Annotated in this window: 21 protein-coding genes; 5 read left to right on the top strand and 16 right to left on the bottom strand. The window is 49.7% G+C overall.

Features of this window, described 5'->3' with window-relative positions:
• The first annotated feature begins 110 nt into the window (after positions 1-110).
• Positions 111-2,582, top strand: a complete 2,472-nt coding sequence (locus tag IPI86_RS04855) for an alpha/beta fold hydrolase (RefSeq protein ID WP_345296864.1) — start codon at positions 111-113, stop codon at positions 2,580-2,582.
• A 77-nt stretch (positions 2,583-2,659) separates the two neighbouring features.
• A complete protein-coding gene (locus tag IPI86_RS04850) occupies positions 2,660-3,514 on the top strand; it encodes an alpha/beta hydrolase (protein ID WP_345296863.1) in 855 nt (284 codons plus the stop codon).
• Between the two features lie 47 nt (positions 3,515-3,561).
• On the opposite strand, the gene IPI86_RS04845 is transcribed toward IPI86_RS04850, so the two are convergent.
• The 8 genes from IPI86_RS04845 to IPI86_RS04810 form a co-directional block, all read right to left on the bottom strand.
• Positions 3,562-3,930, bottom strand: a complete 369-nt coding sequence (locus IPI86_RS04845) for a hypothetical protein (RefSeq protein WP_345296862.1) — start codon at positions 3,928-3,930, stop codon at positions 3,562-3,564.
• Positions 3,931-4,040: 110 nt separating this feature from the next.
• On the bottom strand, positions 4,041-4,298 hold the full coding sequence (locus tag IPI86_RS04840) for a DUF4404 family protein (protein ID WP_345296861.1): 258 nt from the start codon (positions 4,296-4,298) through the stop codon (positions 4,041-4,043).
• A gap of 80 nt (positions 4,299-4,378) precedes the next feature.
• Positions 4,379-4,636 (bottom strand): hypothetical protein, encoded by a 258-nt coding sequence (locus IPI86_RS04835; RefSeq protein WP_345296860.1) that lies wholly within the window; start codon positions 4,634-4,636, stop codon positions 4,379-4,381.
• A 68-nt stretch (positions 4,637-4,704) separates the two neighbouring features.
• A complete protein-coding gene (locus IPI86_RS04830; RefSeq protein WP_345296859.1) occupies positions 4,705-5,118 on the bottom strand; it encodes a hypothetical protein in 414 nt (137 codons plus the stop codon).
• 95 nt (positions 5,119-5,213) lie between these two features.
• Positions 5,214-9,257: an NBR1-Ig-like domain-containing protein gene (locus IPI86_RS04825; protein WP_345296858.1), complete on the bottom strand. Its 4,044-nt coding sequence runs from the start codon at positions 9,255-9,257 to the stop codon at positions 5,214-5,216.
• Positions 9,258-9,457: 200 nt separating this feature from the next.
• Complete coding sequence (locus IPI86_RS04820; RefSeq protein ID WP_345296857.1) at positions 9,458-9,988, bottom strand: hypothetical protein; 531 nt, start codon at positions 9,986-9,988, stop codon at positions 9,458-9,460.
• 26 nt (positions 9,989-10,014) lie between these two features.
• Positions 10,015-10,818 carry a polyphosphate kinase 2 family protein gene (locus IPI86_RS04815; protein WP_345296856.1) on the bottom strand — a complete coding sequence of 268 codons (804 nt, stop codon included), beginning with the start codon at positions 10,816-10,818 and terminating at the stop codon, positions 10,015-10,017.
• 47 nt (positions 10,819-10,865) lie between these two features.
• Complete coding sequence (locus IPI86_RS04810; protein ID WP_345296855.1) at positions 10,866-11,531, bottom strand: papain-like cysteine protease family protein; 666 nt, start codon at positions 11,529-11,531, stop codon at positions 10,866-10,868.
• Between the two features lie 57 nt (positions 11,532-11,588).
• Between IPI86_RS04810 and IPI86_RS04805 the strand changes: the two genes are divergently transcribed.
• Positions 11,589-11,951: a VOC family protein gene (locus tag IPI86_RS04805; protein ID WP_345296854.1), complete on the top strand. Its 363-nt coding sequence runs from the start codon at positions 11,589-11,591 to the stop codon at positions 11,949-11,951.
• An 86-nt stretch (positions 11,952-12,037) separates the two neighbouring features.
• The gene (locus tag IPI86_RS04800; protein ID WP_345296853.1) at positions 12,038-13,015 is read left to right on the top strand and encodes a hypothetical protein; all 978 of its coding nucleotides are present in this window, start codon (positions 12,038-12,040) and stop codon (positions 13,013-13,015) included.
• Between the two features lie 118 nt (positions 13,016-13,133).
• Here the strand turns inward: IPI86_RS04800 and IPI86_RS04795 are convergent, their stop codons facing one another.
• The 5 genes from IPI86_RS04795 to IPI86_RS04775 all read right to left on the bottom strand — a co-directional run bounded on the left by IPI86_RS04795 (position 13,134) and on the right by IPI86_RS04775 (position 16,137).
• Positions 13,134-13,553: a hypothetical protein gene (locus IPI86_RS04795; protein ID WP_345296852.1), complete on the bottom strand. Its 420-nt coding sequence runs from the start codon at positions 13,551-13,553 to the stop codon at positions 13,134-13,136.
• Between the two features lie 66 nt (positions 13,554-13,619).
• Entirely contained in the window at positions 13,620-14,090 is a 471-nt protein-coding gene (locus IPI86_RS04790; RefSeq protein ID WP_345296851.1) for a DUF3592 domain-containing protein, read from the bottom strand.
• A gap of 53 nt (positions 14,091-14,143) precedes the next feature.
• Entirely contained in the window at positions 14,144-15,280 is a 1,137-nt protein-coding gene (locus IPI86_RS04785) for a winged helix DNA-binding domain-containing protein (protein ID WP_345296850.1), read from the bottom strand.
• A gap of 22 nt (positions 15,281-15,302) precedes the next feature.
• Positions 15,303-15,584, bottom strand: coding sequence for a DUF1801 domain-containing protein (locus IPI86_RS04780; RefSeq protein WP_345296849.1), 282 nt, complete (start codon positions 15,582-15,584; stop codon positions 15,303-15,305).
• 223 nt (positions 15,585-15,807) lie between these two features.
• Positions 15,808-16,137, bottom strand: a complete 330-nt coding sequence (locus tag IPI86_RS04775; protein WP_345296848.1) for a type II toxin-antitoxin system PemK/MazF family toxin — start codon at positions 16,135-16,137, stop codon at positions 15,808-15,810.
• A 105-nt stretch (positions 16,138-16,242) separates the two neighbouring features.
• Here IPI86_RS04775 and IPI86_RS04770 point away from each other — a divergent pair, with 105 nt between their 5' ends.
• A complete protein-coding gene (locus IPI86_RS04770; protein WP_345296847.1) occupies positions 16,243-16,467 on the top strand; it encodes a hypothetical protein in 225 nt (74 codons plus the stop codon).
• A 160-nt stretch (positions 16,468-16,627) separates the two neighbouring features.
• Here the strand turns inward: IPI86_RS04770 and IPI86_RS04765 are convergent, their stop codons facing one another.
• The 3 genes from IPI86_RS04765 to IPI86_RS04755 form a co-directional block, all read right to left on the bottom strand.
• On the bottom strand, positions 16,628-17,899 hold the full coding sequence (locus IPI86_RS04765) for a Clp protease N-terminal domain-containing protein (RefSeq protein ID WP_345296846.1): 1,272 nt from the start codon (positions 17,897-17,899) through the stop codon (positions 16,628-16,630).
• Between the two features lie 203 nt (positions 17,900-18,102).
• Complete coding sequence (locus IPI86_RS04760) at positions 18,103-19,713, bottom strand: AAA family ATPase (protein ID WP_345296845.1); 1,611 nt, start codon at positions 19,711-19,713, stop codon at positions 18,103-18,105.
• 79 nt (positions 19,714-19,792) lie between these two features.
• Positions 19,793-20,374 carry a hypothetical protein gene (locus IPI86_RS04755; RefSeq protein ID WP_345296844.1) on the bottom strand — a complete coding sequence of 194 codons (582 nt, stop codon included), beginning with the start codon at positions 20,372-20,374 and terminating at the stop codon, positions 19,793-19,795.
• Positions 20,375-20,571: the final 197 nt, after the last annotated feature.

Below are 20,571 nucleotides of genomic sequence, written 5' to 3'. Positions count from 1 at the left end.
ATTTTGGCTTTTGGTGGAGATTGTGTGAACAAAAACGCCCTTTGGCAGTATAGCATTATTGACACCAAGCGTAAATTGACATTCGTCACCCCTTCATGTAAACTTCCTAAATGGACATAGACTTTGATCTGTACCGCCACGAAATTCGAATTTCATCAGATCCTCTGGTGCGCCTCTCGGCGATCGATGTTTCGCCCGAGCTTCCAAAACGGACTCTAATATTTATTCACGGTTTTGGCGGCAAGGCTGAGCAATGGCAATATCAAATGCAAAAGTTTGCATTGGATAACCGCGTCATTGCATTGGATCTGCGCGGACATGGACTCTCCGACAAGCCGACTTCAGGCTACGACATGCCCCGCATCCAACTGGACCTTGAAACTGCGCTGACACAGTTGAAAGTATCCACGCCTTTTGTTTTGATCGGCCACTCCTTCGGCGGCGCAGTCGTCACAGAATATGCCCTCAATCACCCCGACCATGTTGAAAAATTGATCATCATTGCCACGGCGGGTGAATTCAAACTCAAACCCCTTTTCAAACTTGCATTAAATCTCCCTGCTTCGGTGCTGCGTTTGGTCGGGCTCTTCACCCGCAGATGGCTGCATGCGCCGCCTCATGCTCTCAGACCCTTCTACCTCGAAAATCTTTCACAGTGGGTGGGCTGGGACCGATTCAAGAAATTACAGGTCCCCACCATGGTCATTCGCGGACACCGTGACCTTGTCTTCGATCGTCCGCTGTTCGAGAAGGTGGCAGGATCCATTCCCGATGGCGAAGATGTCGATATCGGCGTATCAGGCCACATGGTCATGTTGGAGCGCCGCGAAGCGGTCGATCGTGCCATTGCCCGCTTTCTCAAAGGTGAGACAAAGAAATCCTGGCGCGATGATTCTTCCCTGATCGTTTCCAAATCTGCGCGTGACGAATTGAAGAGTCAGCGGGTCTGGCTGAATCATTACGAGAATGGTGTGCCCTACACGGTGGATGTGCCGCGCATTCCAGCGCATCACCTGCTGCGTTCATCGGTGCGTAGATTCCCGAACCATACCGCCATCTTTTTTGAAGGCGCAAAACTGACCTACCGAAAATTGAATCACGAAGCGAATCGTTTTGCAAATGCCCTGCTCGCGCAAGGCATCGGCAAAGGCGCACGCGTGGTTTTGCTTTTGCCGAACGTGCCGCAAATGGTGATCGGGTTTTACGGCGCGCTGAAAGCGGGCGCGGCGGTTGTGCTCATCCCACCGATGATCGAACCCGAGGAACTCACACGCCAGGTCAAGGAATCCGATGCGAGTGTGCTGGTCACGCTTTCGATGTGGTCAGGGCTTGCCAAACAAATTCAACGTGATGCGGGCACGCCCCACCTGGTGTTGACCGACCCCGCCGAATATCTTCCCCTGCCGAAATATCTCATCTCGCGCTGGCGCAACCGCGGACTCGACGTGCAAAACGCTCTACACTGGAATCGCTGGCTTTCCGCGCAAAGTGATAAATCACCCGCAGTGGATGTTCAACCCGGCGATCTCGCTGCCATTATCTTCACGGGCGGTACCACGGCGCAATCCAAAGGTGTGATGCTTTCGCATCGTAATCTGGTGGCGAATGCACTGCAAACCCGCCATTGGCTGCCCGACGCAGAAGAGGGCCGCGAAAGATTTTTGTGTGTCGTGCCCTTCTTCCACAGCTACGGCATGACTGCCGCATTGAATGTCCCTGTTTCGCTTGGCGCAGCCTTGATCCTGAAAGCGCAATTCCAGACTCTTGAAGTTTTGAAGACCATCAAAAAATATAAGCCGACCATCTTCCCCGGAACGCCCAGCATGTATGTGGCGATCACGAATTTTCGCGGCGTAAGAAAATATGGGATCAATTCCATCAAGGCTTGTATCAGCGGTTCAGCGCCTCTGCATGTTGAAGTTCAGGAATCTTTTGAGAAACTCACCAAAGGCAAACTCGTCGAAGGCTATGGCCTAAGCGAAGCCTCCCCGATCACGCATGCCAATCCGCTTGGAAAGAATCGCAAAGTGGGTAGCATTGGCGTTCCGTTGCCTTCCACACATGCCGCTGTTGTTGATTTGAAATTGGGGCGCAAGGAAGTGGAACCCGGTCAGATCGGCGAACTGGCCGTGCGCGGTCCGCAGGTGATGATGGGCTATTGGAAAAATGAAGCCGCCACACGCGAAGTCCTCACCGACGATGGCTGGCTGCTGACTGGCGATGTGGCTCAAATGGATGAAGAAGGCTATTTCCGCATCATCGCTCGCAAGGCCGATATGTGGTATCCCGAAAAGCCCGGTGCGCCTGCCTTCCCGCGTGATGTGGAGGAAGTGATCTACGAAATTCCGCAGGTCAAGGAAACTGTGGTCGTCGCTGTGGCGGGGCATCCTTTTGCTTTCGTTATCGCGGGCAAAGAGAAGCCGAGCGCAGAATCGGTCATCGCGTATTGCAAGCGCCGATTGCCCCCGCATCTTGTTCCCCGCTTTGTGATTTTCATGGATGATTTTCCACGCACGTTTATCGGAAAAGTTTTAAGACGCGAGTTGGCGAAACGTTATGGGAAACAAATTGCAGGAGAGTAATTAAAAATAAGGATGAAAGATGAAGGATGAGGGATGAAAATCCCCGTTCTTGTCTTGCAAAAAGGATTTTTGAGAAAATGGCAATTATGGATCAGGTAACAACACATGGCGGGATTCTCGAAGGCGGGCGGTTCGTCAATTATGTGCAGCAGGGCAAAGGCGCGCCGATTATTCTTACGCATGGCCTGGCCGCCTCGCTTCATGATTGGGATGATCTTTTGCCCGAACTTGCGGCCAGCGGTTATACGGGTTTTGCGCTCGACCTTCTTGGTCATGGCGAGAGCTATAAACCAACCAATCATCACGATTACTCGTTTGATAATGTCTTTGATCATTATTCGGCATGGATCGATTCGCTTGAGCCAACTGAGCCAATGATCCTGGTCGGGCATTCATTGGGCGGCGGACTCTCTCTGCAATACACGCTCAAGTATCCTGAACGCGTGCGCGCATTAGTGCTGGTTAATCCGTTCTACGATATTCATCAACTGCCGCCCGTTCTGCGACTCGCGTTTCGGCGTAAATTGATCAATACCTCTCTGATCGACCGCACACCCTATCGCCTCTTCCGGCTCATGGTGGATATCACCAGTTTTAATTATTACATTGGCCATCGCGAGACTCATATCCTGCCTGAACACATTCGATATCAAACCGCGCTGGACTATAAACGCGCCTCCTCCGGGATTTACAACATCCCGCGCTCGCTTCCAAACCTGACCTTGAGCCTGTCACAGATCAAACAGCCGACTCTGCTCCTGTGGGGTGGACGTGACCAAACCCTCGCTCCACAATCCTTCCCGCAGATCGGCAAATTGCTTCCGAATGTCATTGATACACACGTCCTGCCCATTTGCGGACATGTGCCGCATCAATGCCACCCTGAGAAATTCAATCCGCATGTGATGAAGTTTCTAAATAACCTTTTATAAAAAAATCCGCCCCAAAAGGGCGGATTTTTTTATAATTGTTAGGCGTGTTATGTCTTGAAAAAAGCCCGCCCGATCAAAAATCCCACAAAGGTGAAAAACACCCCCGGGGATACACTAAACATAACCCCGACCAGCGGTCCGAGCATACCGCCCAACACCATACCAAATATCGAAAATGGGACGCCGATGCCAAAGCCGATTAAGGTTGCACGATAAGCTCCCTTTGTCTCGCACCGTCGCAGGGCGGCGATCAGTGCCAGCCCAATGAAGGCTCCACCGATGAAAAAGAAAATATAGTCCGTGATCGGCGCAGTGATGCCCGAGTTGCCAAAACGCAATGAAAAGACCAAAACCTGCAGGATCGGGAATGCCAGGCCGATTGCCAGTGACCATAAAAAAGAAGGTTTTTTGTTCATGATGTGCCTCTGTTGGAAGAGATACCTAACCTAAAAAAATCCCGCAAAAAATCATCCTTGCTGAAAGGCTGAGACCTAATTGGGTTATGAAGATCTACAGCAATGAAGGATTAAATACCTGCAATATTCAAAATGGAGGATATTTCTGAAAGCATGGCGGTGAGTGTTGGATGCGATACTTCAAATTGCTGAATGGCTTCCCGCAAACGCCCGAGCATGGTGTCCCGGTCGGTCTGATTGAGCAGTTCATTGATATCCTGTTCGATCCCACGCAGGAGTTGCATGCCTTCTTCGTCCACAGAATCAACCTTCTCCAGTTCGGCATGGAGCTTTTCAAGCAGTTTCTCAAGTTCCTTGTTTTCCATCATTCACCTCTCATAAAGATCGTATTTGTTTTTGAACCCTCACCTGCCTCCACTTCAATTTTACAACGTTCTGGTGGATTGTGTCAGTTCAATATCTCGTTACCCGCCTGTTCGATCTCTTCGATGATCTTTTTCACCTCGACTTTCATTTCCGTGGTTGCGGAGGGAGTCATGGAGATGAATTTGACCATGTCGCGCGACTGCCGCAACAGGTCTCGTACACCGGCGACGTATGAAAAGTTATATCGTCCGCCTTCTGTTGGAATGGGCAATTCGCGCGCCTGTTGGATGAATTTTCGGGCTAGTACAATGCGTTCAGCTGCCGGGATGAGTTTTGCCATGTTTGCTCCTTTGGAATAAAAAGGACGCAGCGTTTGCCGCGTCCATCATGATGCACTGATTTGGGAAACTAATTTTGCGGAGGAGTGAACGGTGCACCGAGGGATTCGACTGCGACCTTGGTGGTGTCGTTCGGGTCAAAACGGACCATGGCCGGGGAACCAGGGGTGATCATACCGATTCGGATTCGGCTGACGAATGTGGTCGTCACTGCCTGAAAGGATGGGCGATCGGCGGGGTTGACTTGCAGGGTCAGGCGTACCTGCGGATTGTCGTTCATGGAGGCACCTGTATCCTCAGCGTTAAGGATCACAGCAGGGGCTTGAATGCCGCTTTTGATCAAGCTGCTGTTTTGGCCCATGTTCTTGAACATGCGGTATAGGAAAAATCCAGCCACACCCAGGGGGACAATGGTGGAAACACAAACACACAAAAGAATAACAACTGTCAGCAAACCAGAGCCAAGAATGACGGGTAATTCCATGGATCCATACTCCTCTTTCAGATTGAATGAACAGGCGGCATTATATCATTTGGTATTTTATTGATACTCCCCCAAAAGTGGGGGAGTATCAATGGTTACGGTTCCCAAACAAAATGGATTGTGCCGAATAGATATGGTTGTCCATTCACATATTCAAATCCCACCAGCCAAACCTTCCAATCGAACACAACGTCAGGCGTTGGCGGTTTCACGACCGCATAATAATGGATATTGGTGTACGGCCACGGATTTGAATACATTGAAGCGTAGGATGGATCATCGCAATTCAATTGATAAGTGGAGTTTAACACATCAACCAGTTGCGGCTGGACGATCTGCGCGAAGGTGCCGATATCTGATATGCCACTGGCGCCTCCACTGCCCCAGTCGATGATCTGCGGATCGGTGAAGATCGTCTGCGCTGTGGCTGTTGTGTAATTGATCGTGGTGCTGTATTGCCAGTAATTCATATTCAAGCCGTGCTTGGGGCTGACCAGGGAACTGAACTGTGCGCCATTGGAAAGGGTCATGGATTGTTTTAATTGTTCGATCAACGGCAGGATGCGTGGATCGGCACAGAAACCTTCATGAGGTGTGTATTCGGTCAGGTAAAAGGAATTGACCCATCCCGTTCCACTGTCGGGGCGAATCACTTCGACCCATTCAGAACCAGCTTCCAGTTGAGAGAGACCCGTGCGTTTGATGTTGACCATGTCAAAGGGGAATGACCCGACGATTGAGTTGGAAGTGCCCGGGGCGGAGTAAATATCGAGCGTTCCGCCTGAAGATATCAAGGTGACTGCATAGGGTGTGAACGATGCAAAGCCTCCCCTGGCTGTGAGCAGGCCAAACCAGTAGGGCGTGCCATCGGCCCGCTGGGTCATGTAGAGAATGGCTTCGTCAATGCCTTGCGTGCCAAGCCCTGAAACAAGCAGCGCCTGTGATTTGGATGGGTCGAGTCCCATGAGCGCGTAGGGGTTCATTCCGCCGAGCAGGACGGTCAGGTCGCGATTGGGATCGGAGGTGAGTGTTTTGGATGATGCGAGGTAATAGGTCTTCAACTGTTCGATGGCTTCATCGGGCGAGTAGGAGGTGCCTTGCGATTGCCAATATCCGATAGCGAAGGTTTCGCCCATTGAGGCTTTTAGTGTGCCGTAGTCGCGCGTGTTCAAGGCTTCGAAGAGGGTGCTGAGCGTAACGGCGGGCGCGGGGATCGCGGTTGGGGTGGGTGTGGATGTGGCAGGAGACCAGCCAAAGGTTGTGAGCATGTTTTGGATGATGGCGGTCTCGGCCGCATAATCGAAGACAGGCGGCGGTGTTTCGTACACGCCTGGGTTGGTGGAGTGCAATCTCAATTCGAAGCTGATGCAGGCGTTGTTTTTTGCGGTGGAATAGGCGACCCACTGATAGAGGTTGCCCGCCGCTCCATCTTCGCCGACTTCCTTGAGGAAGGAGGTGTTGTTGATCGTGACAGTTTCAGAGGTGACCAGCATGGACGAGGATGCGATGAGACTGCGACAGGTTTGCAGGTCTTCACGGATAAGGATATCGAGAATCTTTTCTTTCAGGTTTGTGCCGTTGGCAAATGGCAGGGTGAGATGAGCGGCGTTGTCGTTTTGAATAGTCAGTGCCGCGCTTTGCGGATATTGGATCTGGAAACCGTATTTCGAGTTGACGTAGGTGGGCCAATCGTAGCCGAAGGGGGTAGGGGTGAAGGTGGGTGTGGGGGTGGCTCCCAGCCACGTAAATGTGGAGACCATATTCGTCAGCACGGCGATCTCTGCTGTTTCGTTGAAGGCGGGCGGCGGTGTGAGGTAATTACCCGGGTTTGTGATGTGCAGGATCATATCGAAGGTGACACAGGTATGATCTCGAAGCGTGGAATATGCCACCCATTGATGGATCTGGCCGGCTGCGCCATCGCCGCCTGTTTCCTTGAGGAAGGAAATGCCGTTGATCACCACGGTTTCAGAGGTGCTTAACATGGATGACCTGCCGAGATAACTGCTGCAAGGATCTGCATTTTGCACGGCGATTACCTGCAGGGTTTTCTGATTCAGGTTCGTGCCTAGTGCGATGGGCAGATTCATATTGATCGAGTTTTCCAACATCTCGGTGATCTCGGAAGACTTTGGATATTTGAATTGGAAGTTGTATTCCAGATTGGTATAAGTCAGCCAGTCATTGACCTGCGGCGTGGGGCTTGAAGTTGGCGTGAATGTCGGCGTGGGATTCGTGCGGACGATGACCGGAGCCGACCAGATCGCGCGGTCATTGGTTGCTGAGCCGTTCGCGGATAACGTGAGGATGAATCGCACACTTCGACCCACCAGCGGGGTCAAGTCGAGATCGATGTTATTGGGGCGGCCTTCGTTTTGTTCACGCCATGTCCAGAAGTTTGTGATCGTGCCTGTGGCGGTCATGTAATCCAATTTGAAGGCCACGTAACAACTTGTGCCAAATTCGCAGCCAACGGTTGTGCGGAAGTGGTCGCCGGGTTGAACGGTCATGGTGGGATAAATTCCCTGCACATAGCCGTTGTATTTATTTTGCGGCCCTACCAGCAAGGCGGGATTCGAATTGGTCGTGCCATCCTCTAATTTGGTCGAATCCATTTTTATAACGAATCCGTTTTTATCGGCGGTTGTGCCCGGGCACGGGAGCAGGCCCGCTCCGCTCTTCCATTCTGCCGAGCATACGTTTGCGGCAAAATCATAGCCTGTGCTGATGGCTGGTGAACCTGTCACATTGATCTCGATCCAGATCGGCATGGCTGCATTTGCGCCGATCCCGAACAAGGCGCCAGATGCATTTTTTAGAATCCAGTAGCCGCGATATTTTCCAGGCGAGATGGGAGCCGTCATATTGAGAGTCAGATCAACGGTCCCGCCTGGTGCGATGGCCTTGGGCATGGCAAGGGTTGTTGGTGCGCTCATCAGTTCGCCGCTGTAATAAGTCAGGCTGTAAGCAGTTGTCCAACCGCATGAGCCGCTGTTCTTGATGCGCCATGTTTTGGTGAAGGTTGCGCCCGGAGAAAAGAGCGTCCCATCTGGAACCGTGATATCTGCGACGAAAGCGGCCTTGTTGCAGCCCAATGGAGAAATTGGTGGTGCAGTGACAAATGGAGTCAACGTAGGCGTTAAGGGCGGAAGCGGTGTAAGAGTGGATGGCGGTATGGGCGGGACTTCTGCGCTGGTGCGCACGATTCGGGGCGACCCCCAAACTGCTCGGTCACCACTGGCAGATCCAGCCGAAAGGATCTTGAAAATGAATTTAACTTTCTTCCCCGCGAGTGCGCTCAGATCGATGTCGGCGCGATAAAAGCGGCCGTCGTGGGTTTCCTTCCATGTCCACAATCCCCTCACACTTCCAGTGGAGGTGACGTAATCCACGCCAAAAGTGACATAACAGCCTGTAGCCCCAAATTCGCAATTGACCAGCGTTTGAAGATGATCCCCTTTGCTGACGAGGAATTCGGGATAGGTTGCCTGAATCATTCCGTTGTATTTATTTTGAGGAACGAATAACAGCCCGGGCTGTGAATCGATCGAATCATTTTCCAGCCTTGGGAAATCCAGCTTGTAGGAATATCCGCGGCCGTCGCCGCTGGCGCCCGGGTAGGGGAGGATGCCTGATCCACTTTTCCACTCGGCGTAGGATGCATTGGCAACGAAGTCATAAATGACGGCGCTGGTGTCCAATACGTTGATATCCACCCAGAAGGGATCGGTGCCATTCGACCCGATTCCAAATTGTCCGCCTGTGATACTCGGGTCGTTCAATTTCCAATACCCGCGAAAGTGGCCGCCTGTTTTTGGCGCGGTCATATTGACGGAGATATCCACCATCTGACCCGGGGGCACATCAACTGGTAAATTGATCGAGGAAGGGGCACCCAACGATTCGCCGCTGAAAAAGACCAGGCTGTAGGATGTCGTCCACGTGCATGAGCCGATATTCATCAGCCGCCAGGTTTTTGTGAAGGCAGTCCCTACGGTATAAGACGTGCCGTCAGGCACGGTCAGGTCGGAGATAAATTGAGCCTGATTACAGGCCTTTGCTGCCGCCGCTGAAACCGTAAGTTGGGAAAAAACAAGACCCGCTAATAGCACCCCTGCAAAAAGTTTTCGTGCAAACATCGTGACCTCCAGCCGCACACATGGCTAAATGGCCGAACAGACCTGAGAATCGTCTGTTCAAGTCTTCACTTATTATGATGACATAAATCGAGCCACTGGAGTGTTGAAATAGCATGACAGGAAATGGATATGCCCCCATCTTGTACTACGAAGGAAAAAAAGGGTCACAAGGATTTTCCTTTTTGACCCTTTTTGTTCAGTTACTTTTCAATACTGTAACCTTGCATCATCATAGAGTTGACCACGCCCCATTTTGCACGTATGACCTCGGCCTTTTTATCCACCTGACTGGTGATCTTCAGGTCTTCGATGGGGGCAAAGGCAAGCAGCATGAAATCGGGCGGTGCTTCATCCTCGGAGTAGACCGTGCCTTCGATAATATAGGTCCCTGAGTAGATAAGGACCTTGAAGGGTGTCTGGTAATCCTCCCACATTTCGAGCAGGATATCTTCGGCGGCTGGGTCATCGGAGAACATCGCGACGACGTTTGTAAGAGAAGGCATGCGCCACTCATCGAAAGTGCGTGTGGGGGTGTTGATATTTCCCATGGGTTGGACGCGTGCATCTGTTAATAGCAGGCAGCCTCCCGAAGGATCGTCAATTTCAGCGTCGAATGCACCCGAGAGTGCTGAGGAATCCGAATCATCTAGTCCGTCCACGAGATATTCATTGGTCAGGATGGAGACACGAATACTCTTTTTTTCTTTTTCCTCTTTTTTACCAAAGATCATGAGAAACTCCTTGTCATTGAACGGATTTACTCGATCATTACGCCATCGAGATTTTCTTCTGATTCAGGATAATTCATTTTCAGCCCTTCCAGTGTATCCACCAGTATCGTGGAGATCGCCAGATCGCGGAACCATTTGCGGTTGGCGGGGATGACGTACCACGGGGCGTATTCCGTGCTGGTTTTGCTCAACACATCTTCAAAAGCTTCCATGTATTGAGGCCAGAGTTTGCGCTCTTCCAGGTCGCCTAGGCGGAACTTCCAGCGCTTGGTGGGATCATCAAGTCGGGCCTGCAACCGTTCCTTTTGTTCGTCCATGTCAATGTGCAGATAGAACTTCAAGATGGTCGTGCCGTTTTCGGCAAGGGCGCGTTCGAATTCATTGATCTGGTCGAATCGCTGTTTCCATACTTCAGGCTGGACGTAGTTATGCACGCGCACGACCAGCACGTCTTCATAGTGACTGCGATTGAAGATGACCATTTCCCCTTTGCCCGGCACCTGCTTGTGGATGCGCCATAGGTAATCATGATCGAGTTCCTCGGCTGTAGGTGCTTTGAATGCCGCGACTCTCACGCCTGCAGGGTTGACGCTATCGAAAACACGGCGGATCGTACCGTCCTTGCCGCCTGCGTCCATGGCCTGTAACACGATCAACACCTTGTGTTTGTGTTCGGCATACAGCAACTCCTGCAAAGATTCAAGTTTGCCGTTCAGCTTTTCGAGTTTGGCAAGACCTTCCTCCTTGCCGCCCTTGAAATCTCCCTTGTCATTCGGATCGTACTTCGAGAGTTTTACTTTTGTTTCGGGTTTGACCAGAAATTTTTTCATGGAATGCCTCAATTGTTGTTATGATCTGATTTATATTTCTCAATGAATTACGGAGAGGGAATCATCATCCACCAGCCTGAACCGCCGGGGTCGCCGTTATTTTGCCAGGCATGCCAAACGCCTTCGATGCCCAGCCAGTAAGCGGAACGGTTCGTGCCTGTCAATGGGTCATTGAAATGGATCCTGGTCTTGTTGGGATTCTTAGGGTCGATGGTCAGCCCGGTGACTACGACGAAGTGCGCGCCAGAGTCAGGGTCATCGAGACGGGCCAGGATGTCAATGATAAGCGGATCGCCGTTGGTCAATTTTTGAGTTAACAACTCCAGCGCCTCGTCCGCAGTTTGGACCGTGCCGCTGGATACTGTTTCTGCAAAATGGTCGGCGATCTTGACCATATCCTCAGGGCTGGTGAAGGGCGCTTCATCTTCAATGTAGTATCCTTCGGCTAGCGCAAAATCGATCACCTCCTGCTCGGTGACCTGTTCTTCGGGATAGGCATAGTTGTACGCCATCGTAATGACCGCTTCACCGCATGAAGTGTATTTTGCCTGTACGATCGCCCGCACGGGGAGATTCATTTTTCCGCGTAGGCGCAACTGCCGCTCCCAATAGGTCTCGTCGCCGTCTGCGAAGGGGGCGAAGCCAAGGGTTAACAGTGCGCCGATGCAAAGCAGGTTGAGGATTGTGAGTCGAACGGTGGGAGATCTCTTCATTTTGTCGGGGAAAATTTGCAAGTTGTAATTATCCAAGTTTGGTTATATTATACAGCCATGAAAATCAAAGCGGCGAATACGATTCTATATTGCAAAAAGTGGCGGGAAACCGTCGAGTTTTACAGGGATGGTTTGAAACTGCTGTCCCTCTCCAGCACCGATTGGTTCGTGGAATTCAAATTGAACGAATCAGCGCGCTTGAGCGTGGCCGATGAAACGCGGACCTCCGTCAAGAGCGGCGATGGCAGGGGAGTGACCATCAGCCTGCAGGTTGCAGACGTGGACGAATTGCGATCCGAACTGATGCAGGCGGGTTTTGCGCCCACGCCTGTCAAAGAGGTGTGGGGTTCCAGGGCCATTTATCTGCACGACCCCGAAGGCAACCGACTTGAGTTCTGGTCGGGCCGCGCGAAGGCGTGACCTCAGAACCATTTTCTCCTTTTTTCTTCCTTACTCAGTTGTTTTTTGAAAAAATGTGAGTATGATGAAATTGAAAGGAGGAAGAGATGAAAGCCTCAAAGAATATCTCGTGGATCGCTGTGTTTTTTGCAATTCTTACTGTTTTAATTTTAGTGGGTATTGTCTGGAAAGGATATGGCTTGGGATACATTCCTGCCCGGCATATGGAGAATCCCGACATCCTCCTGCCTATTTTGATCTCTGTAAGCGCAGTTGGGTTATTGATCTCTCTTGCCTTCCTCGCAGTTTCATTCTCGGCATTGGAGTTGTCAGACCGTAATCAGGCTCTGGGATTGCCTGAAGGCAGCGTGCGGGCATTGATTGCTCTGCTTCTCATCATCTTGTTTGTGGTCATATCCATCTATCTGTACGGGCGGCTCCGTTCACCAGTAGGGAGTGCCATCTACAAAGAATACATTGGTATCTCAGAAGCACAGTTGGATGCCATCCCTGAAGCAGAGGTAATCTCGATTCGAGTGCGGACTGAAGGGGAAGAGAAAACCTTCAATGTTACCCGAAGGATTCCACCTTCTGAAGGTAGCGAGGCCAGCCAGAGGTTTGCAGAACAAGTGCTTACGACCATCAGCACGCTGGTGGTATCAATCGCCGCTTTCTATTTTGGGGTACGTTCGGTGGAGGCGGCACGGGGTATCGTAACGCCCACCTCCATCCCTGTTATCCGCAGTATCAGCCTCACTGAAGGCAGGCTGGGAGATGCCGCCAAGGATGTGGAGATTCTGGGGAAAAATTTCGATTCACCCAAAACGGTCAAGCTGGTTCGGGGTTCTGACGAAATTCCCATCGAGGAGATTTCTGCAAGCGAGACCAGGATTCGCGGGAAGTTAGCGATCCCCGAAAAAAAACCAACCAAGAAATATGAGTTGGTCGTGGTTAACAAAGACGGCGGCGAGGATCGTCTTGCGGATGCGTTCGAAGTGAAGGATAAGGTAGCATCCGCGCAAGACCCGCAGGAGCCAGTGGATTCAGATCCGTCAGCACAGGACCCGTCTGCTGCACAAGGATAACATTTAGTGTTGCAGTTGTTTTGATTCTCTGCCGTACAAAACCCTTTTTGGAGATGGTTTCGCGATAAAAGAGAAAAAAAATCCCCCTCCCGAATGTTTTGAAAAAATTGAGCAGGGATTATTTTTGGGAGTGTCGATTATCCCGCTCCAGTCGTTGAAGCGCGGACTGGATCCACTTTTTGCGTGTGGACCTCGGTGCGCGGGTCCGCTCGAATTCGATCAAGCGGTCTGTTGTGGCGCGGTCACCTTGCACTTTTTGGAGCAGGTCATTGTATAAAATGGACGCATCCAGTGCGTCGCCGAAGACATCTTCAGCCGAATATGGTTTTTTGAAGAGCCTGTAAAAGGCGTCTTTGAGTTTATCGAGAAGCCCGCCGCCTTGCGGGGCTTTTTCTTTTATGCTTTCGGTTTCATCTTCAGGCTCGTATAAATTGACGCCGCAATTGGGGCAGCGAGTCAGTTCATAATGGAAATATGCGCCGCAGTTGGCACATTCGAATTCGTTTTCAGCGGGTTGGGGATCAATGCTGGTTGGCATGGTTGGGTTCCTTTTTTAACATGAAGACACACAGAAAAAAGCTTTGCAGCGAACCCGTCAGCATATTCATCCGGTTGTGGGTTGTCTGGGCCAGCGGGAGAACAGAAATAGATTGGTGAGGAGCGCTGCGATCATGGTGAATACACCAAGGATGAGCGGTTCCTGCCAAAGATCGATCCATGAATTGATCTCGGCTTTTTCGGGGTTTGCAGGGTCGTAGCGCATTTCCACTTGTTTGCCGATTGGGAAGCGGGTGTAGCGATTCCACCAGCGATAATTATTCTGGCTTTGCACGGAATAACTCTGGCCGTTCACTTGAAATTCAACGATGGGATAAATGTCGGTGGTGAAGGAGGATTTATCTTCCTCCAGCAGGCGGACTACAGTGCCTGTCGCCACTTCACCGTCTACACTCAGGGTGTAGCTGCGCCAGCCCAGCCAGAGTGCGAGCGCAGCGAGGACAAGCCAGAACAGATTCGAAGCGACGAACCACCCAAGCCATTTTAACTTTCCAGACGTACCATTAATAGTTTGCATAAGAATATCCTTTAATTCGATCCAAGTCACGGAGAAACACGGATAAACAAGTTTTATGGCTTTACTTCATACTCAATAACAACCTTTGTTTTTAAAAAGAGACCGAGGCGTTCGGCTTCTGCTTCGATGCTTTGGCGCAGGGAGCGTGGTGCGGAGGCAAACATGCTGATCTTGACGGTCGTTTGCGCGCCTTTGGTCTTGTATTCCCATACGCCTTTCATGCGGCCATCCACGAGGACGACGGCGGAGATCCAGCCCTGGGGGCGATAAACCCGATTCTTTAGCGTAGCAGGCAGCAGCGGGTCGAGATCGCGGCCCAGCCCGAGGACGTAGGCGTCGAATAAGGGCAATAATCTCACGGTGTTGGAGATGTCCATTTTTTGAATCGACTTGAGTGTGGAGGTCAGTGCGATCGCGCGCCAGCCTTCCACGTTCACTTCTTCGAGTTCGGATTCCAGTGATTTGAAAACTTTTTTCGTCATGGTGATGCCCGCCCCGCCCCACCACCAGCGCGAAAAATCTTCGATGGTGGCTGGACCGTAAGCCTGCAAATACATGCGGACGATCTCCTCCAGCGCCGACATCGGTTCGATCTCGCGCCATGTGGTGATCCATTTTTTTGGATTCACGAAGGTGACGTTTTGCCCCTGACTCGGGCCGAAGCACAAGTCGCCGCGAAACGCGGATGGTTTCAACGGCGAACCCCAATTCGCTGTGACTATTAATTCGCGCAAGGCAGGGACGCGGGCTTCGCGCGCCACGGCGATGGCGAGTTGTTCGCGGGTCATGGGTTCTGCGCCCAATACCTGCGGAACCGCCTCAAGAAAAGCGGCTTGCTGAGTGGGGGAGATGCCGTAATAGGTAAAGTAATTCGTCCAGCCGCGGTCACCATCCATGCGGCGCGCAGACACGAACAACGGCAGGTCGCTGGAGGGAATCAGGTGCAGGGTGCCGCGCATCGCCCAGGTCTTGATGAGCGAATGTTCCTTCCACAATGCAGATTTGACATCCTGCGAAGACAATCCATCCACGCGCGCCCAGAGCGCCAGTTCCGCCGCAGACATCACCTGGGCTTGTACGCCGCCAATGCGTGTGGCCGCTTTGACAAAGTCTTTGCGCTTCAAACGCGGTGCGAGATGATGCCGCGATAATCGCCATGCGTTGAGTTGATTCCATTTTAGTGAGATCATCTTTAATCCTTTTGATCCGATCTCAACAAACGGCGCCCGTGGACTCGACCGTGGCTTGCAGCATTTTCTTCACCAATTCGAAATCGATCTTCTCTGGCTTGGAGTAACGGATGCAGCCTTTGCCGAGGCTGACGCCTTTGATCTTCAACTGGGATTGATAGGTTTTCATCACATCGGTTCTGAGGATATACAGCCCAATGAAGTGCTTCTGGCTGGCGAAACCGACTTCCACTTCTCCGTTGCGGGAATAGCACGGCCCGCCGTATGCATTGACTCTTCGAATCCTTTCAAGGTGGCGAGACATTGTTTGCGCAATTGCACCAGTGCCGCCCGCCGCTCGGCTGGGACTTCTTCCAAATAGGCTGTTACATCTTTGGCCTGACTTTGCATGAGACACGACCTCCAACTTCTAAGAAAGTATGTTTTTTTACCACAAAGAAACCAAGTCTCAAAGACTCAAAGGGAAAAATGTCGCTTTGTGATCAGGTTTTCAGACGCTTTCTAAAGGAATGTGCAATGATAACGCTTTACGTGCGATACTCGGTGAGGCGTTGGATAAAGCGCATACCAGCCTGGATCTGAGCAACCCGCTGTGCGGATAGGGTGCCGATGTATTCGCCCAACTGTGCCTGCTCTACGGTGAAGACCTGTGAGACCACCACGATGCTCGGTTTGGACAGGTTGGCCTCTCCCGTTTCGAGCAGGACATTGCCTGGCAGGGTCGCTTGCTTTGTGTTCGTCGTCACTGCGCAAAGGGTAATGGTCTGGGTGCTGGCATCCGCTTGAATGACCACGTGGGGATGAATGTAGGCACTATTTGTCGCTACCCAGTAAATATCGCCTTGGCTGATCGTCATGCGTCTTATTTTACTCTGGCCTCGTCCCTGCCTGTGAAGTGAGTGCGGTGAAGTGGGTTGTTATGTTATATTGAGGAGACAAAACAATATAAAGGAACCTATTCCATGCGATACAGATTTCGATTCATCATCGAAGATGAAGAAATTGCCGAATTTGAAACGGACGCCAATCCGCCCAGCATCGGCGATGAGGTGGTAATCGGCCCGAATTATATTTCCCCTGAAAAAGCGGGCCTGAGCCACAATACCTTTGTGGTCAATAATCTTTTACACGTCTTCAACGAGCCAGATTCCACGCTGGTTGAAATTTCGCTCGAAGTGTTGGATTGACCTGCGCTGCGACTGAAAATAATAAAGAGACAGTCACCTTTTAGGCAGGTTGGCTGTCTCTTTTATTTCCTGTGATAGGATTTGAACTCTAAACTCAAGTTATCAAAGATCTGAGTTTATCAGTGTTCATCTGTGGTTAAAAAATACTTGGAGATAGTCGCTAAGGAAAAAACGTTTTGACTCCTTCATTGGCGAAGTAAGTCAGGTTGAGGTTGACCAACTGCATGGCGGACCAAACGTTATCCCAAAAGAAATTTGAGATCGGCGAATCCGTTGACAGTAGAAGGAAAACGATCAAGAACCCAAAAGGCCGCAGGAAACTGGCGAATCCCAGCAATTCATGCGGAAGGAAAGGTTCAAGAATGCCAAAACCATCCAGGCCAGGGATCGGCAGTAAATTGATGAATAAGGCGACCATTTGCAGCAACGCCAGCAGGCCGAGCGCCGAGAGGAATTCCTCTGGCACCGCTAATAAAATGAAATAAAAGGGGAAGTTGCCAAAAGGCAGCGCAAGCAGAAGCAGACAAATCAGGTTCGCCAGCGGACCTGCCGCCGAAACAAGGCTGCGATAGATCGGCTTTCTCAAGGCGTGAACATTGATGTAAACCGCCCCGCCTGGAAATGCAATTCCACCCATCAGCAGCATGACCAAAGGGATGACAACACTGATAATGGGATGCGTATATTTGAGCGGATTCAGCGTAAGGTACCCCTTATGTTCCACGCTTTCATCCCCACCCCAAAACGCTGTGATGGCATGTCCGAACTCGTGCAGGCAAAGCGAGACGAGCCAGCCGCTGATGATAAAAGCGAACATGAACAACTGCGGATTGTTCCCAATGCCAAACCACAAAAAAACAGCCATGGTGATGGTGAATAAAACCAGGCTGATAAAGATCGGACTGATGCCATTGTGCATGGCTCTTCCCAACGTTTTGAACAGTTCAGAGGTGGGAGCCTTGTCGCTGGGCATCTCTTTGATGCTCTTCATGCTTTCGCGGACCTGCTCCGCGGTCACCCCATATTGAGCCAGAATCTGCCCAGCCTTGCTCTCAGGGCTGCGCAACATGCCCAACAGCAGGATGGGTACGTCAATGGCATTAAGCGCTTGATCCTGCATTTCGGCGAGGGATTCGCTCAAGACGGATTCGTTTTCAGCGGATAGATCCAATCCTCCGCGCTTCTCTTCTGACCCTGTAACGGCCTGCCCTGCTTCGAGTTTGATCGTGGCGGACACACGCGCAACGAGGTTTTCCACCCGCACTTTGAGAAACTTCAACACCGCAGACACCTGTGACTTGGGGAATTGCAATAACGCCAGCAGCAGCGCCAGCGAGTCGACCGATGACTGTCCATTTTGTTCAGCGATGCGCCTGGCATTGTTGAGCGCATTTTGTGCGTTACGTGTCAGTGGGTGGGATGTGTTGGGCATTGGGCGATTATACTCCGCAGATTCATGGCATCCTGCGGGCAGTCAGGCGATTTTGTCCACCTCACCTCCTCCTCCCTCCAAATACGATATTTAAGCGCTTTTTTGTTTTTTTAAATTTTTCCATGTCGTATTTTGGCAGGCGTCTGTTCGGGGTGGAGGGTGCTAATTTACCTTTTTGCATATAAACTTAGCTTGGAGATTTATCAAAAGTTTATTTTTTCTTTCTTTAAAGCTTTAAGGCTATCTAGTAATTTATTAAAATCATTGATTTCTTGTAACAAAGTATCAGGGGTGGGCTTGGTTGCCACAAATAAGTCGCTGTGCAAATGCCCTTCAATAAAACGAGATAAAGTCTCACATTTTTTTATCACAGCTTTAGCGATTTCTTCATCCCAAACAATACCGTCTAATCGTCCAAAACTAATTCTCTCACTAAACCTCATTACTACTTCGTTAAACATTTCAAAGATAATAAAGGCCTCATAAGAAGTGCGTAATGCTCCAAATCCTTCTTTTAAACACTTCTCTTGTTCGCTTGCGGATACTGTTTTTGATTTTTCATACCACTCTTTTGCGATTTTAGCTTTTTTGTAATTCTTTTCCAGTGCTGGGGAGTTGTTTACAAATGTGTAGCCAGGCAGATCGTCGACATCTCCTCTTTTAACCAATGAGTTTGTGTGTCCAATTGATGATTCTTCAGCAAACTCAGTCAAATGATACAAAAATGGAAGATCGTGAGTGAAAACAATAACCTGATGATGCGAAGCTTGTTCAACTAACACCTTAGCAATTGCCTCTCGCCAGTCCAAATCAAGAGAAGTAACAGGGTCATCTAGGATAATTCCGCTACTAGATGTATCAAGGACAACTTCAGTTAGAAAATCTGCTAATGCTACAGCTCTTTTTTCTCCTTCACTCAGTACTTTTTCGGGCTTAGCAATATTCTTTGCAGTCTCATCTGCTACAAGAACAATCTGCTTTAAGGTATCTCCTTTCTTACCCTTGGTTTGCACCTTCACCTTTAATGGTCGACCAAGTGATTTGAGATTTTCCTCAAAAAGCTCAATATAACGATCTGTGACAAGTGAAGAAAATAGTTGATTATGGAATTTTGTAATGCGCGCGGTACTACCTCCTGTTTTTCTAGCACTTTCAGCCCACCCAAGGCGTTTAATATATTCCAGAACCTCGGGGAGGATTTGTCCGAGAGTTTCTCGGTGTTCAAGCTCTAACTTTTCCAGATTCAATCGTTCGATTTCTTCGGCCAAATTTACAGACCTCAAACGATTTAGTTCCGCCTCGACAATCTTTATTTTTTCTTCAAGTTCCAAGATATCGAAAGTAGGTAGGAACTCAACAACTGGCAAAGATTTGGACTCCAATGCTAAAACTATTCCGTCTCGCCTCTCGCGTAAAACTTGAACAGCTAGGATAATCTTTGTTTCCAATTCTGAGTTTTGTTCTTTGATATATTTATAAGGAGTAGAAAAGTCAACAGACAAGTCGAACAAGGCGAGTTTCTTCAACAATTCTTTCTTTTCATTCATTTCTCCAATCGACAAATTAACCAAATCCCGGGCCTCGCTTTCTAAATACCCCCAAAGCCGCTGAATCAAACTATGCGCATCCGCCGATAATGGCTGCTGGCATAGTAAACAATGACTATCTGCCTGCGGATATGGCTTATCGATTTCGCTCTCGACATCAGCAAGGACTTTCGCAGCGGCGACAAAATTATGCCAAGCACTTGTACCTATATGATCCAGCGCCTCAGATTTAAAGCTAACGGAGCTAACTTTTTTGGAGGCATCCATGCGAGTATGATATGTTTGTATAGTATCCTGTAATTCCCAATTTTTCCTCACTCAAACAAATTTGAGCTTCATTAACTGATTACGAAAGATCGTTAGTGCATATAACTTTGAACTTAATTTTCAATCTGTGCTTGAATTTATCTAATTCAGCATTGGCAATTCTAATATTTATTTCGCCAAGCCGTTTTTTCTCATCAGGCGATAAATTACTTAGCAATTTCAATTGTTCTTGATTTGTTCCAGTTCCCAAGTTCATTAAAATCTGAGAAACGCTTGAAATTCCTTGAAATAAAGTAATAAATTTAGCTGGCTGGGTATATTCGGAAATAGTAGTATTTAATCTTAATCGTACTTCATCAGTTATGCTGGCTAAGTCTGTTAAAAAAGAAAGGCCAGCTGGAGAAAAACTGAGCTGATTAGCATCATTCATGTGTACTCGAACGCTCGTACTATCAAACACATAAAAAGATTGAAGATCAGGGCAAGAGGTACAGAGAAAAAAACGGATTTTTTTCTCTGTACCACCATCAAGCAAGACCACATCAGCCGATAATTTTTGTTCGTTTGCTATTGGCTTAGTTACATTAGGTAAAACTTCTCGATCACCACGAGTAAATCCTGCATTCGCTAAAACACGTGCATCCTGATTTACCAGATCCATTTCCGCCGTAAAAAGCAGTCATTGCAGGGCTAAAAGTTACTGCTTGCCCCGAGACAAGCGCATTCACGTTTTCCAAATTTTCAATTCGAGATAACCGTTTGAGAACTGTAGGCTGAGGATCATCCGTTAAATCTTCATAGAGAGATAAGGTTGGCGAATAGCTTGCTTATCGGCAAGCCCAGAATCTTCGAGAAGGA

The sequence above is a fragment of the Candidatus Villigracilis affinis genome (assembly GCF_016705895.1).
In the GTDB taxonomy this organism is placed as follows: Bacteria; Chloroflexota; Anaerolineae; order Anaerolineales; family Villigracilaceae; genus Villigracilis; species Villigracilis affinis.
This window is presented reverse-complemented; position numbering and strand designations above follow the sequence as displayed.

Bases quoted from the DNA above. Each gene is read 5' to 3' on its own strand.
- IPI86_RS04855 (WP_345296864.1), top strand. From the start codon at position 111: ATGGACATAGACTTTGATCTGTACCGCCACGAAATTCGAATTTCATCA.
- IPI86_RS04850 (WP_345296863.1), top strand. From the start codon at position 2,660: ATGGCAATTATGGATCAGGTAACAACACATGGCGGGATTCTCGAAGGC.
- IPI86_RS04845 (WP_345296862.1), bottom strand. From the start codon at position 3,930: ATGAACAAAAAACCTTCTTTTTTATGGTCACTGGCAATCGGCCTGGCA.
- IPI86_RS04840 (WP_345296861.1), bottom strand. From the start codon at position 4,298: ATGATGGAAAACAAGGAACTTGAGAAACTGCTTGAAAAGCTCCATGCC.
- IPI86_RS04835 (WP_345296860.1), bottom strand. From the start codon at position 4,636: ATGGCAAAACTCATCCCGGCAGCTGAACGCATTGTACTAGCCCGAAAA.
- IPI86_RS04830 (WP_345296859.1), bottom strand. From the start codon at position 5,118: ATGGAATTACCCGTCATTCTTGGCTCTGGTTTGCTGACAGTTGTTATT.
- IPI86_RS04825 (WP_345296858.1), bottom strand. From the start codon at position 9,257: ATGTTTGCACGAAAACTTTTTGCAGGGGTGCTATTAGCGGGTCTTGTT.
- IPI86_RS04820 (WP_345296857.1), bottom strand. From the start codon at position 9,988: ATGATCTTTGGTAAAAAAGAGGAAAAAGAAAAAAAGAGTATTCGTGTC.
- IPI86_RS04815 (WP_345296856.1), bottom strand. From the start codon at position 10,818: ATGAAAAAATTTCTGGTCAAACCCGAAACAAAAGTAAAACTCTCGAAG.
- IPI86_RS04810 (WP_345296855.1), bottom strand. From the start codon at position 11,531: ATGAAGAGATCTCCCACCGTTCGACTCACAATCCTCAACCTGCTTTGC.
- IPI86_RS04805 (WP_345296854.1), top strand. From the start codon at position 11,589: ATGAAAATCAAAGCGGCGAATACGATTCTATATTGCAAAAAGTGGCGG.
- IPI86_RS04800 (WP_345296853.1), top strand. From the start codon at position 12,038: ATGAAAGCCTCAAAGAATATCTCGTGGATCGCTGTGTTTTTTGCAATT.
- IPI86_RS04795 (WP_345296852.1), bottom strand. From the start codon at position 13,553: ATGCCAACCAGCATTGATCCCCAACCCGCTGAAAACGAATTCGAATGT.
- IPI86_RS04790 (WP_345296851.1), bottom strand. From the start codon at position 14,090: ATGCAAACTATTAATGGTACGTCTGGAAAGTTAAAATGGCTTGGGTGG.
- IPI86_RS04785 (WP_345296850.1), bottom strand. From the start codon at position 15,280: ATGATCTCACTAAAATGGAATCAACTCAACGCATGGCGATTATCGCGG.
- IPI86_RS04780 (WP_345296849.1), bottom strand. From the start codon at position 15,584: ATGTCTCGCCACCTTGAAAGGATTCGAAGAGTCAATGCATACGGCGGG.
- IPI86_RS04775 (WP_345296848.1), bottom strand. From the start codon at position 16,137: ATGACGATCAGCCAAGGCGATATTTACTGGGTAGCGACAAATAGTGCC.
- IPI86_RS04770 (WP_345296847.1), top strand. From the start codon at position 16,243: ATGCGATACAGATTTCGATTCATCATCGAAGATGAAGAAATTGCCGAA.
- IPI86_RS04765 (WP_345296846.1), bottom strand. From the start codon at position 17,899: ATGCCCAACACATCCCACCCACTGACACGTAACGCACAAAATGCGCTC.
- IPI86_RS04760 (WP_345296845.1), bottom strand. From the start codon at position 19,713: ATGGATGCCTCCAAAAAAGTTAGCTCCGTTAGCTTTAAATCTGAGGCG.
- IPI86_RS04755 (WP_345296844.1), bottom strand. From the start codon at position 20,374: ATGGATCTGGTAAATCAGGATGCACGTGTTTTAGCGAATGCAGGATTT.